The following is a 12,384-nucleotide window of genomic DNA, read 5'->3' on the forward strand; positions in this document are numbered from 1 at the left end:
CTCAACAGAGCCTAGCTGTCTGGTCTCGGATCATAATTTACCTCTCCGCAGTTGGCGACTCTATCTGGCACGTTCGGTTTTGGGTACGCTCTGCACGTCGATCTCCAGGTCAGGCCAATGAATCTCCGTCTGCACGGGCGCGCCCGTACCACTCCGGCTGTTCGTGCCGAAATCCAGGCCGCGCCGGCCGCCATCACCGATGCCGAACTGGCACGCCGCTATGGTGTCAGCAAGCCCACCATTGCCAAATGGCGCCGACGCAGCTCGGTGCACGATGAATCACACACCGCGCATCATCTGCAAACCACACTGACACCCGCCCAAGAGTGCGTCGTCGTCGAACTCCGCAAGCTGCTGCATCTGGCTCTGGATGACTTGCTGGTTGTCGTGCGCGAATTCCTTAATCCCTCGGTCTCGCGAGCCGGCCTTGGCCGTTGCCTGGCCCGCCATGGCGTCAGTCGCCTGCGGGACCTCGAGCCACCGGCATGCCCGGACAAGGGGAAGCCGTTCAAAGCTTATGAACCCGGGTTTGTGCATGTGGATGTGAAGTACCTGCCGCAAATGCCGGATGAAACGGCGCGACGCTATCTGTTTGTTGCCATTGATCGTGCCACCCGCTGGGTATTCGTGCAGATCCGGCCGCACAAGACGGCGGCAGCGGCACAGGCATTTCTGGCCGCCTTGAACAAGGCTGCGCCGTTTCGGATTCGTACAGTGCTGAGCGACAACGGCAGCGAGTTCACGGATCGGCTGTTCAACAAGCAAAAGCAGGCCAGTGGCGAACATGAGTTCGACCGGCTGTGTGCCGCACTGGGCATCGAACATCGCCTGACGAAACCACGCCATCCGCAAACCAATGGGATGGTGGAGCGCTTCAATGGCCGGATCAGCGAGGTGCTGGCCACGCACCGCTTCAACTCGGCGGAGGATCTGGCGCAGACGCTGACGCGTTATGTCTGGCTCTATAACCAGCATTTGCCACAGCGGGCGCTACAGCACCAATCCCCCCTTCAAGCGATGAAGCATTGGCAGAAGCAAAGGCCCGAGCTATTCAAAAAGCGTGTAATCAATCGAGCGGGACTGGACACCTAGCAAGGGGTGAACAATGCCGGCGTTGCATTTTCAGGTTTATGGCAGCGTCCAGGGGGTGGGCTTTCGCTATGCCACCCAGTGCGAGGCGCTGCGACTCGGACTGAATGGCTGGGTGCGCAACCGGCGCGATGGCAGCGTGGAGATCCACGCGGAAGGCGAGGCCGAAGCGCTGGGCAGGCTGGCGGACTGGTTGCAGCATGGCCCGGCCACCGCGCGCGTGAGCCGGGTCGAGCAATCGGAAGCGCGTACCGAGGGGCATGGCGGCTTTCTAGAGCGCCCGACGGGCTGAACCGAGGGGGCGCGGGTTGGCGGGCGCCGTAACGATGCAAGTGCCCTCTTTTGTCCTTTCTTGCCTCCCCACGCTTTTGGCAGCGGCAAACGGTTGCGTGCCAGTCAGCAGCCCTTACCCGCCTCGCATTCCTGGCGGCACTCAGCATAGCCCTGGGGAGTATTAACCCACAACGCCTTATCTGCAATGGCTACAGGGCAATACCTGCTGGACCTGACCTACTTGCTGGATATTGGATCGCGGGGCGGGATGCCACTGATGCCTCGCGCCGGATCAAACCAGCGGGAAAACCATTTGAAAGTGCGGCGATAGGCATCCTGACCCGCCTCGCCCGCCTGCGCTTCACCATGAGTCTCCGCAGCCGCCTTGCTCTGATCGAAATCATGCCGGCCGCCTGGATAACTGACGATATGGAACAGATCCTGCCGGGTCAGCTCACCGAGCTTGCGGCACGCCGCCAAGGGTGCCTGCCGGTCAGCCTCACCGAGCAGCAGCAGTGTCGGTGCAGCCACCCGATAATCACGCTTGCTGTTGAGCGACTGGCATTGCGGGAAAAAGGCGACGGCCGCGCGCGCCCCCGGATCGGCGCGCCCCATCAGCGTCAGCGCGGCGGTGGCGCCATGCGACCAGCCGAGCACGCCCAGCCGGTTGCCATCCAGCTCGCGCCGGGCATTCAGCCAGGACAGCGCATGCTGGGCATCATTGGCGCGAATACCCGCGGACACGCGCGGCCCCTTTCTGGCACTCTTCGGGCAATCCCGGCGCACGCCGCGCCGGCCATAACTGTCCAGCAGCAAGACGCCATAGCCCATTTCCTGCAGCAAATCCTTCATGCGCTCGTAGCGCGGCACCAGTTCGCCCGCCTTGTCATAAAGACCATTGCAGCCATGCAGCAGCAATACGGCCGGCGCCAGCACGTGCGTCTGGCCCTGCGGCGGGAAATACTCGCCGCGCAAGACCAGCGTACCGGCCGGAATCCGTACGGTTTCGGCGCCAACCCCCATCGCACTGAGCAGCAACAGGATGAAAACAACAATGCGCACGTGAACTCCCGGAAATTGGCCGCCCTGCCGACACGCAGGAAAGCCGGCCATTATACCTGCAGCATCCCTGTCAGTGGCTGCCAGCTTGCACTGCACCATTGCAAACAGCCGCCCAAGGGCGGCTGTTGCTCGATATGCCCCACGTCACGGGCGGTAAGGGTGTTTTGTCTGCTTTACAGCACTACGTCGCGCGAGACGCCGTAGCGACGCAAGATGCGGCGCAACTGTTCCAGCGCCTCGATCTGGATCTGGCGCACGCGTTCGCGGGTCAGGTTCAGGTGCGCGGCCAGATCTTCCAGCGTACAGATTTCGTAGCCGTTCAGGCCGTAGCGGCGCTCGATGACCATACGCTGCTTGTCATTGAGCTGCTTGAGCCATTCACGCACATAGCGTTCGATTTCCGCGCCCTGCAGAATGGCCTCCGGGCCTTCGTTCTGCTCGTCGGGGATGGATTCGCCGATGGTCAGCATCGGGTCGATGTCCAGTGGCGCATCCAGTGAAGCCACACGCTCATTCAGGCCCATGATGCGGCGCACATCAGCCACCGGCTTGCCCACCAGCTCGGCCACTTCCTCGACGCTGGGGTCCCGGCCCAGATGCGATTCCAGATGGCGCTGGGCGCGCAGGTAAACATTGAGTTCCTTGATCACGTGCACCGGCAGGCGGATGGTGCGCGACTGATTCATGATGGCGCGCTCGATGGACTGACGGATCCACCAGGTGGCGTAGGTGGAGAAGCGGAAACCACGCTCCGGATCGAATTTTTCCAGCGCGTGCATCAGACCGATATTGCCTTCCTCGATCAGGTCCAGCAGCGTCATGCCGCGGTTGATGTAATGCTTGGCGATGTTCACGACCAGCCGCAGATTGTGCTGGATCATTTTCTGCCGGGCTTCAAAATCGCCCTTCACGACACGGCGGGACAACTCGCGCTCTTCGTCGGGCTTCAGCAAGGGGCTCTGGCCGATCTCGTTCAGGTAAATCTGCGTCACATCCGCAGTCGACTCGGTCGCGTAGCTTTCGACTTCTTCGGCGGCCGCCTGCTCGACCTCCAGCTCGGCATCGGAGGCGTCATCGCCATCCAGTGCGTCTTCGTCCACTACTTCATCGTTTTCCAGGATATCGATTTGTTCACTCATGATCACTCTGCGCTTATATATTTTGTTGGATCAACCGGTTTGCCAAACTTGCGGATTTCAAAATGCAGTTTGATCTCATCGGTGTCGGTATTCCCCATCTCGGCGATCTTTTCTCCCTTTTTGACGACGTCGCCCTCCTTCACCAGCAATTTGCTGTTATGTGCATAGGTCGAGAGATAGCCATTGCCGTGCTGCACAATCACCATCATTCCGTAGCCTCGCAGGCCACTGCCAGCATATACGACCTTACCACCTGCTGACGCAACAACAGACTGCCCTTTTTTTCCTGCTATATCAATCCCTTTACGTTCCTCGGTAAATCCCCTGGTCACCTTACCCGCAGTTGGCCACCCCCAATTGAGGCTGGAATCGGTAGCACTGGCGCCAGCGACTACAGGTTTTTCGGCGGTTTTGCTGGCATTGCCGGTGACGACAGGCTTGTGCTCGGCCGCTGCCGGCACCGACGATGAACTCGACGAGGATTGTGGCTTGGATGCAACGCCTGCGACAGCGCTGGCTGGCGTAGCGGCAGCAACTGCGGAAGCGGTGTAGGGCTGACGCACGGCTTTCGGGCCAGTTTTGACCTCTACACCCGTTGCCACCTTGCCGGCTGCTGGCTGGCTGCCCGGCGCTGCAAGTTGCAGAACCTGCCCGGCTTTCACGTCATCCGGATTGGCAATCGCATTCCAGGCGATGAGATCTCTGGGGGCGACGCCCTGCTCGCGGGCGATCTTGTACAGTGTGTCCCCGCGTTGCACGGTATAGCTGCGGGCAGCGCCAGGCTGTACTGCGACAGGCTGGCCCGCCGGCGTCGCCACGGCTGTCGGTACCGGCGTAAGCACCGAAGAGACAATCTCGCCTTCATTGCCCAGTGGCCGGCTTTCCGCCACCGGTGCCTCGGCAACCGGTCTGGGCGTGGGCTGCGGCCGGGGGGCCGGTGTTGGCGTCTGCCCGACCGGACGTTCACTGATGGGGGCCGGCTGGCTGGGCGTGGACGAACAAGCGGCAAGCAGGATGGCAGCGACAAGACTGCCAAGACGATGGATCACGGCGCGGTGAATCACGAAATACTCCTATGAAATGGATTAATGGGCGACCCCGCCGAGCAGCGGCACAAAACGCACCGGCTCGAGGCGGGATTCCACCCAGTTCCCGTTTTCCTGGCAGATCAGCACCAGCTCCTGGCTGTGCTGGCCGACGGGGACGATCAGCCGGCCATGGGGGGCCAGCTGGGCAATAAGGTGTTCAGGGGAGATCGGCGCGGCGGCGGCAAACAGGATTACATCAAAGGGGGCAGCCTCGGGCACGCCCTTGCTGCCATCGGCATGGCGCAGGCGGGCGTTGTGCACGCCAAGTTCGGCCAGACGGTGGCGACTGGCTTGCGCCAGCGCGCCGATACGCTCGATGGAATAAACGGTTTTGAACAATTGGGCGAGTATGGTTGCCTGGTAGCCGCAACCGGTGCCAATTTCCAGCACCTTATCGCGCGCGCCAGCCCCCAGCGCCAGCTCGGTCATGCGCGCCACAATATAGGGTTGCGAAATGGTCTGGCCATGGCCGATGGGCAGGGAGGTATCGTCATAGGCCTTGTGCTGCAGCGCTTCATCGACAAACAGATGCCGGGGCACCTGCTCCATCACGGCCAGCACCTCGGAGTTGCTGATGCCCTGCTCGCGCAAGCGATCAATCATGCGCGCCCGGGTACGCGCCGAAACCATGCCGGAACCGGCCAGGTGGGCGGAATTCAGTCGGATAGCCATGACTCGACCATATCCATCGATGTATATGACGTCAAATCAGTAGATAAAGGGGTTACAGAGACATACCCCTGAGCAACGGCATGGAAATCGGTGCCTTCACCAGCATCGGCCGCCACACCCGGCGGGCCCACCCACCAGATGGTTTCGCCACGCGGATTGCTGGATTTGATGACCGGCGCCGACTTGTGCCGACGCCCCAGCCGCGTCTGGCGTATGCCCAGTATCTGCTCGTAGGGCAGATCGGGCACGTTCACATTCAGCAAGACCGGCGCACCCAGCGGCTGGCGCTTGAAACGCTGCACCAGCTCGCGGGCCACCCGTGCGGCGGTCTCGAAATGCTGCGGCGTACGCGAAGCCAGCGAAATGGCCACCGCAGGTACGCCAAGCAGATAGCCTTCGGTTGCCGCCGCGACCGTTCCCGAATACACGGTGTCATCACCCATGTTCGCGCCATGATTGATGCCGGAAAACACCATGTCGGGCAATTGCGCCATCAAGCCGGTGGCCGCCAGATGCACGCAGTCGGTTGGCGTGCCATTGACATAGAGAAAACCGCCGGGGGCTTCACGCACGGTCAGCGGGCGATCCAGCGTCAGGGAATTGCTTGCTCCGCTGCGATCCCGCTCGGGCGCGCAGACCATGGCCTCGCCTTCTTCTCCCAGCGCCATCGCCAGCGCGGCGATGCCGGGGGCAAAATAGCCATCATCGTTTGAAACCAGAAAGCGCATGTCCATCTCCGTTGATGAGCTATTCTAGCGGCAGCGCGAGGCGGTGCAAAATAAGCTTAAGCCTGCCTTGCTCCGGAGGGGCGATAACTGCTGAATATGCCACAGGCCACGATCAGCGCGATGCCGAGATAACTCGGCAGGGGCAGACGGTCATCCCAGATCAGCACACCAAACACGGTGGAAAACACCACGGTCAGATAAGCAAGGCTGGCAACAGTCAGCGTCTTGCCCTTGCGATAGGCGCGTGTCATCGACAATTGCGCGACGGTTGCCGCAGCGCCCATGCCGGCCAGATAGAGCGCATCGTGCCAGCCGGGTACATGCAGCCCCTGTTCCTGCAGCAGCATCCAGACAGCGGCGCCAAGCGAAGAGACCAGCGAGAAATAGGATACGGTGCGCCACTCGGGTTCGCCCGCACGTCCCAGTTCATGGACATTCAGATAGGCAATGCTCGCGAGAAAACCGGAGCCCAGCCCGATCAGCGCCGTGAGCGTCTGCTCGGGTGCGAGTGAAGGCCGCAGCAGCAATATCACGCCGGCAAAGCCCAGCAGCACCAGCAGCATTTGCCTGATGGCCAGCGGCTCGCGCCGCCAGAACAGCAGCACCAGCACCAGAAACAGCGGCGAGGTGTAATTGAGCGTCACCGCCGTGGGCAAGGGCAAATGGGCAATGGCATAGAAATACAGCATCAGGGCGAAAAAGCCCGAAATGCTGCGGGTCAGATGCAGGCGCAGCACCGTTGCCGGCACGCGCAGGCTGCGCCCTTGCGGCAGCACGATCACCATGATGCCGATCAGGCCGGCAAGGCAGCGGTAAAACACCAGCTCGGCGGTTGAAAAACCGGCACTGGCCAGCTTGACGAAGACCCCCATCACGCCGAAGGACAAGCCGGCCATCACCATCCAGAATGGCCCGGAATGCCGCCAGTGCGTCAGTAGCGCATGCATGAATGTTCCTGCCCCGGAAATGCAAAAAGCGCCCGACAGGCGCTCTCTGCATTATCGCACGGTCTGCCCTGCGTCATCACGGGCAACGCAGCCAGCGGCTTTCGTCTTCCTTGACGATGGCCGAGCGCAAATCATCGCCACAGTAATAACGGACTTCTGCCTGCTTCAGGTCACCCGGCGACGGATCACCACACCAGCGGTTGCTGGCCTCGAGCAGGTATTCACCACGGCCATTGGCGCGATTGGCCAGATTGCGCGTGAAATCGCAGCTGCGCTTGCCGGAAACATAGCGGGCGCGATCAATGCGGATATCACGACGATACCCGTCATTGTTGTTGCCCCAATTGTTGCCATTATTGTTCCAGCCATTGCCGCCGTTCTGCATCATTTCATAGGCAGCGCGCCAGCCATCCTGGAAGCCTTGCTGATATTCGGAGCTGCGCCCGCTCATTCTTTCCTGCGGAGGACGGGGTTCCGCATGGGCCAGCACGGAGAACACGGCAAGACTGCCGAGCAAAGCCAGTTTCTTCAGCATCATGTTGCACTCCTCCTGATGAATTCAGGGCCGATTATGCAACATGAATACTGAAAAAAACATGAACAATGTCGCAAGTGGAAAACGGCATTATTTCCGCAACAGACCGGCCATCTCGCGGCGGTAAAACTCGTGAAAATGCCGCATGCCGTCTTCCATCGGACTCTGGTAAGGGCCGACTTCGTTGCGGCCGGCGCGATACAGCGCCTCTCGCCCGGCCTCCATGCGATCGATGATTTCGCGATCCTCGACTGCCGTTTCATCGTAGGCCGCCTGCTCGGCCGCGATGAATTCCGGCTCGAAATAGGCGATGTCTTCCGGGTAATAGAATTCGACCACGTTCTTGTAGCTGCGCGGCCCCGTCGGGATGATGGTGGAAATCACCAGGGTGTGCGGATACCACTCGACGGTAATGTTCGGGTAATAGGTCAGCCAGATTGCACCAAATTCCGGCTTTTTGTCGCCGTAATAGGCATTGACCTGCCTGTGCCACTCCTCGTAGGTACGCGAACCGGGCTTGGCCAGACCGTTATGCACCCCTACCGTCTGCACCGAATACCACGGTGCGAACTGCCACTGCAGATCGTTGCACTCGACAAACTGCCCCAAGCCCGGGTGGAACGGCACAACGTGGTAATCCTCAAGGTAGACCTCGATAAAGGTTTTCCAGTTGCCCTGATAGTCGTCGACATGCACCGAATGAAAGACGTAATTCGAGAAATCGAAGTTCCTGGCGACGCCCATGTCTTTGAGGTCAGCCTCGATATCGCGGCCGCTTTCAAAAAGCAGACCATTCCAGCTTTGCAGCGGGGTATCGGGCAGATGCAGGCAGGGGTTGCCCGGAAAATGCGGCGCGCCCATCAGCTGGCCCGCTTCGTCATAGGTCCAGCGGTGCAAGGGGCAGACGGTATGCTTGCCATTGCCGCGGCCATCGAGCATGAAGGCCTGACGATGGCGGCAGATATTGGAAAGGCATTTGACTTCGCCGGCTTCGGTGCGCTTCAGGTATCGCGCGCCATTGCTGGCCTCGAGCACGTGATAGTCACCGGCATTGGGCACCATCAGTTCGTGGCCGATGTATTTGGGGCCTTTGGCGAACAGCCGTTCGAGTTCGGCCTGATAAAGTGTTTCGTCGAAGTAGGATGACACCGGCAATTGCGTGTTCATCTCGAGCTGCAGACCCGCGCCTGGCAGGCCATCATGCAGTTTGGACATATCCCATACCCCCAGTGGTTGAAGGTCTAAGACGTCTTGCCACTTGTGCCGCTACGCTGGCGGCGATGGGTGGGCAAGCCATCGTTTGAAAATGCCGGCGCCTTGCGCAACCGACCCGAAAAAGGGTACGGATTTTCCCCCATCCCTGCCCACCGGGCAAGCTCTTTCGCTGAAACTTGCCATGAATTCAAGCAGATAGATTAGAACAAGCCGCGTACGGCAAAGCAGTTGCCCTGCGGCAAGCCAGCCTGGTCAGCACCACATACACCAAACCGTATACATGTGCAGGCCATGCGGATATTTGCTCGCATTAATATACCCGGCAATTAAGCCAAAAAATCCAATCCAGGCAAGCGCCGTCGGCACACCCTGCTTGCCCGCGCTCGCCAGACTGCTATGCTCGATGACTCCTTTCTTGCCAGGCCATGCCCATGCCCATCACCATCCGCCCGATCCGTGCCGATTTCCTGCTGAAAGCCCGCGAGGCCGGGCTTGACGACCAGAACCAGCCGGTCGTGCGCCTGCTCGCCAAGGGCGGCGAACCGTGCCGCGACGTGCTGCGCAAGGCGCGCCCGGGTGAAGCGCTGATCCTGGCAAGCTACTGCCCGTTCAGCGTTCCCGGCCCCTACAAGGAATACGGTGCGGTCTACATCCTCGCGCAAGCCAGCAACGAAGCGGTGCGCTATGACCGTTTTCCGCTGCCGACCGGCTCGCCGCTCGACTACCTGCGCGACAAGCCCTTTGTACTGCGCGCCTACAGCGCCGATGAACGCATCGTGGACGCCGAGCTGTTGCACCCGGCCCAGGCAGAAGCGGTGCTGGCGCGTTTTTTCGCCAATCCCGAAGTCAGCTTCGTGCTGGCCCGCTTTGCCGCCTATGGCTGCTATGCCCTGCGCATCGACCGCCCTGCCAGCTGATACGCAGGCAAAAACAAAGGCCGCATCAGCGGCCTTTGTTTTATCTCGCGAAGCCGGCCCAAGCCGGCAACACCGAACGATTTAGATCGTTACCTTGGCGGCTTCGGCCTGGTAGCTTGCCATCTCGTTGAAGTTCATATAGCGATAGACTTCGGCGCCCTTCTCGTTGATCACGCCGATATCGGCCATGTACTCCTCGCGGGTCGGGATGCGGCCCAGACGCGAAGCGATGGCGGCGAGTTCGGCCGAGCTCAGGAACACATTGGTGTTCTTGCCCAGACGGTTCGGGAAGTTGCGGGTCGAGGTCGACACCACGGTCGCGCCTTCGCGCACCTGCGCCTGGTTGCCCATGCACAGCGAGCAGCCCGGCATTTCGGTGCGCGCGCCGGCCATGCCGAAGGTGCCGTAGTAGCCTTCTTCGGTCAGCTGCTGCGCATCCATCTTGGTCGGCGGAGCAATCCACAGCTTGGTCGGCAGGTCGCGCTTGCCTTCCAGCAGCTTGCCGGCGGCGCGGAAATGACCGATGTTGGTCATGCACGAACCGATGAAGACTTCATCGATCTTGGTGCCGGCCACGTCGGCCAGTGTCTTCACGTCGTCCGGGTCGTTCGGGCAGGCCAGCAGCGGCTCGACGATTTCGCTCATGTCGATTTCGATGACCGCAGCGTACTCGGCGTCGGCGTCGGCCTTCAGCAGTTCGCCGTTGGCGATCCAGTCTTCCATGGCCTTGATGCGGCGACCCAGGGTCTTGGCATCGCCATAGCCGTCGGCAATCATGGACTTCAGCAGCACGATATTGGACTGCAGGTATTCAACCACCGGCTCGCGGTTCAGCGCCACGGTACAACCGGCGGCGGAACGCTCGGCCGACGCATCGGTCAGCTCGAAGGCCTGCTCGACCTTCAGATCCGGCAGACCTTCGATTTCCAGGATGCGGCCGGAGAAGATGTTCTTCTTGCCCGCCTTGGCAACGGTCAAGAGACCGGCCTTGATCGCGTAGAACGGAATCGCGTTCACCAGATCGCGCAGGGTGATGCCCGGCTGCATGGCGCCCTTGAAGCGCACCAGCACGGATTCCGGCATGTCGAGCGGCATCACGCCGGTCGCGGCACCAAAGGCCACCAGACCGGAACCGGCCGGGAAGGAAATGCCGATCGGGAAGCGGGTGTGCGAGTCACCGCCGGTGCCCACGGTATCGGGCAGCAGCATGCGGTTGAGCCAGGAGTGGATCACGCCGTCGCCCGGGCGCAAGCTGACGCCGCCACGGTTGCGGATGAATTCCGGCAGTTCGTGGTGCATCTTCACGTCCACCGGCTTCGGATAAGCGGCGGTGTGGCAGAACGATTGCATCACCAGATCGGCGGAGAAGCCCAGGCAAGCCAGGTCCTTCAGCTCGTCGCGGGTCATCGGGCCGGTAGTATCTTGCGAGCCGACCGAAGTCATGCGCGGTTCGCAATAGGTGCCCGGACGCACGCCCTGGCCTTCTGGCAGACCGCAGGCGCGACCGACCATCTTCTGACCCAGCGAGAAGCCCTTGTTGCTGGCAACCGGCGACTGCGGCAGGCGGAATTCGGTGGACGCCGGCAGGCCCAGCGCTTCACGCGCCTTGGCGGTCAGCGAGCGGCCGATGATCAGGTTGATACGGCCACCGGCGCGCACTTCGTCGAACAGCACGTCGGACTTGACCTTGAACTCGGCAACGACAGCGCCGTTCTTCTCGATCTTGCCGGCGTACGGGTAGATCTCGATCACGTCGCCCATTTCCAGCTTGGACACGTCGACTTCGATCGGCAGCGCGCCGGAATCTTCCTGGGTGTTGAAGAAGATCGGGGCGATCTTGCCACCAAGGCAAACACCGCCAAAGCGCTTGTTCGGCACGAAGGGAATGTCTTCACCGGTCCACCACAGTACGGAATTGGTCGCCGACTTGCGCGAGGAACCGGTGCCGACCACGTCACCGACGTAGGCAACCGGATGACCCTTGGCCGCCAGATCGCGCAGGAACTGGATCGGGCCGCGCTTGCCGTCTTCTTCCGGCTTAAAGGCCGCGTCGGCGCGGGTGTTCTTCAGCATCGCCAGCGCGTGCAGCGGGATGTCCGGGCGGCTCCACGCATCCGGAGCCGGCGACAGGTCGTCGGTATTGGTTTCGCCCGGCACCTTGAAGACGGTGACGGTGATCTTTTCGGCCACTTGCGGACGGCTGGTGAACCATTCGGCATTCGCCCAGCTTTCCAGCACGGACTTGGCGTTGGCATTGCCCTTGTCGGCCAGTTCCTTCACGTCATGGAAGTAGTCGAACATCAGCAGGGTTTTCTTCAGGCCTTCGGCGGCGATCGCGCCGACTTCGGCGTCGCCCAGCAGGTCGATCTGCGGCTTGATGTTGAAGCCGCCCAGCATGGTGCCGAGCAGCTCGACGGCCTTGGCGCGCGACACCAGGCTACAGGAATCCGCACCACTGGCGACCGCAGCGAGGAAGGCGGCCTTCACCTTGGCGGCGTCATCCACGCCGGGCGGAACACGGTGGGTCAGCAGGTCGACCAGGAAGGCTTCTTCGCCGGCCGGCGGGTTTTTCAGCAGTTCAACCAGCTCGACGACTTGCTGGGCAGTCAGCGGCAGCGGCGGGATGCCCAGCGCGGCGCGCTCGGCTACGTGTTGGCGATAGGCTTCAAGCATGATTCAAGCTTCCGGAGGTAATGGGCAGCGAAACGAGGGCCACACG

General features: G+C 61.4%; 12 protein-coding genes. 3 read left to right on the top strand and 9 right to left on the bottom strand.

Translation table 11 applies throughout. The features are described 5' to 3' along the window. Positions 1-117 precede the first annotated feature (117 nt). Complete coding sequence (locus C515_RS0107975) at positions 118-1,092, top strand: IS481 family transposase (RefSeq protein ID WP_028455086.1); 975 nt, start codon at positions 118-120, stop codon at positions 1,090-1,092. A gap of 13 nt (positions 1,093-1,105) precedes the next feature. Then, the gene (yccX, locus tag C515_RS0107980) at positions 1,106-1,381 is read left to right on the top strand and encodes an acylphosphatase (protein ID WP_028455087.1); all 276 of its coding nucleotides are present in this window, start codon (positions 1,106-1,108) and stop codon (positions 1,379-1,381) included. A gap of 218 nt (positions 1,382-1,599) precedes the next feature. Here yccX and C515_RS22470 read toward each other — a convergent pair whose 3' ends face one another. The 8 genes from C515_RS22470 to C515_RS0108020 all read right to left on the bottom strand — a co-directional run bounded on the left by C515_RS22470 (position 1,600) and on the right by C515_RS0108020 (position 8,748). Beyond that, entirely contained in the window at positions 1,600-2,424 is an 825-nt protein-coding gene (locus C515_RS22470; protein WP_158380794.1) for a dienelactone hydrolase family protein, read from the bottom strand. 173 nt (positions 2,425-2,597) lie between these two features. Then, positions 2,598-3,563, bottom strand: a complete 966-nt coding sequence (gene rpoS / locus C515_RS0107990) for an RNA polymerase sigma factor RpoS (protein WP_028455088.1) — start codon at positions 3,561-3,563, stop codon at positions 2,598-2,600. Between the two features lie 2 nt (positions 3,564-3,565). Further along, on the bottom strand, positions 3,566-4,627 hold the full coding sequence (locus C515_RS23020) for a peptidoglycan DD-metalloendopeptidase family protein (protein ID WP_211234012.1): 1,062 nt from the start codon (positions 4,625-4,627) through the stop codon (positions 3,566-3,568). Between the two features lie 21 nt (positions 4,628-4,648). Beyond that, positions 4,649-5,323: a protein-L-isoaspartate(D-aspartate) O-methyltransferase gene (locus tag C515_RS0108000; protein ID WP_245575004.1), complete on the bottom strand. Its 675-nt coding sequence runs from the start codon at positions 5,321-5,323 to the stop codon at positions 4,649-4,651. Next, positions 5,308-6,051, bottom strand: coding sequence for a 5'/3'-nucleotidase SurE (surE, locus tag C515_RS0108005; protein WP_028455091.1), 744 nt, complete (start codon positions 6,049-6,051; stop codon positions 5,308-5,310). Before surE ends, C515_RS0108000 begins: the two co-directional genes overlap by 16 nt. A 56-nt stretch (positions 6,052-6,107) precedes the next feature. Next, positions 6,108-6,998 (bottom strand): DMT family transporter, encoded by an 891-nt coding sequence (locus tag C515_RS0108010; protein WP_245575005.1) that lies wholly within the window; start codon positions 6,996-6,998, stop codon positions 6,108-6,110. Between the two features lie 76 nt (positions 6,999-7,074). Beyond that, positions 7,075-7,536, bottom strand: a complete 462-nt coding sequence (locus tag C515_RS0108015) for a hypothetical protein (protein ID WP_028455093.1) — start codon at positions 7,534-7,536, stop codon at positions 7,075-7,077. Between the two features lie 87 nt (positions 7,537-7,623). Beyond that, the gene (locus tag C515_RS0108020) at positions 7,624-8,748 is read right to left on the bottom strand and encodes an aromatic ring-hydroxylating oxygenase subunit alpha (RefSeq protein ID WP_028455094.1); all 1,125 of its coding nucleotides are present in this window, start codon (positions 8,746-8,748) and stop codon (positions 7,624-7,626) included. 431 nt (positions 8,749-9,179) lie between these two features. Between C515_RS0108020 and C515_RS0108025 the strand changes: the two genes are divergently transcribed. Continuing rightward, the gene (locus tag C515_RS0108025; RefSeq protein ID WP_081686824.1) at positions 9,180-9,665 is read left to right on the top strand and encodes a DUF1203 domain-containing protein; all 486 of its coding nucleotides are present in this window, start codon (positions 9,180-9,182) and stop codon (positions 9,663-9,665) included. An 81-nt stretch (positions 9,666-9,746) separates the two neighbouring features. Here C515_RS0108025 and acnB read toward each other — a convergent pair whose 3' ends face one another. Then, entirely contained in the window at positions 9,747-12,338 is a 2,592-nt protein-coding gene (gene acnB / locus C515_RS0108030; protein WP_028455096.1) for a bifunctional aconitate hydratase 2/2-methylisocitrate dehydratase, read from the bottom strand. Between the last annotated feature and the right edge of the window lie 46 nt (positions 12,339-12,384).

It is taken from the genome of Chitinilyticum litopenaei DSM 21440 (assembly GCF_000428145.1).
GTDB classification, from domain to species: Bacteria; Pseudomonadota; Gammaproteobacteria; order Burkholderiales; family Chitinibacteraceae; genus Chitinilyticum; species Chitinilyticum litopenaei.

Coding starts and splice junctions, on each gene's coding strand:
- C515_RS0107975 (WP_028455086.1), top strand. CDS start 118: ATGAATCTCCGTCTGCACGGGCGCGCCCGTACCACTCCGGCTGTTCGT.
- yccX (WP_028455087.1), top strand. CDS start 1,106: ATGCCGGCGTTGCATTTTCAGGTTTATGGCAGCGTCCAGGGGGTGGGC.
- rpoS (WP_028455088.1), bottom strand. CDS start 3,563: ATGAGTGAACAAATCGATATCCTGGAAAACGATGAAGTAGTGGACGAA.
- C515_RS0108000 (WP_245575004.1), bottom strand. CDS start 5,323: ATGGCTATCCGACTGAATTCCGCCCACCTGGCCGGTTCCGGCATGGTT.
- surE (WP_028455091.1), bottom strand. CDS start 6,051: ATGCGCTTTCTGGTTTCAAACGATGATGGCTATTTTGCCCCCGGCATC.
- C515_RS0108010 (WP_245575005.1), bottom strand. CDS start 6,998: ATGCATGCGCTACTGACGCACTGGCGGCATTCCGGGCCATTCTGGATG.
- C515_RS0108015 (WP_028455093.1), bottom strand. CDS start 7,536: ATGATGCTGAAGAAACTGGCTTTGCTCGGCAGTCTTGCCGTGTTCTCC.
- C515_RS0108020 (WP_028455094.1), bottom strand. CDS start 8,748: ATGTCCAAACTGCATGATGGCCTGCCAGGCGCGGGTCTGCAGCTCGAG.
- C515_RS0108025 (WP_081686824.1), top strand. CDS start 9,180: ATGCCCATCACCATCCGCCCGATCCGTGCCGATTTCCTGCTGAAAGCC.
- acnB (WP_028455096.1), bottom strand. CDS start 12,338: ATGCTTGAAGCCTATCGCCAACACGTAGCCGAGCGCGCCGCGCTGGGC.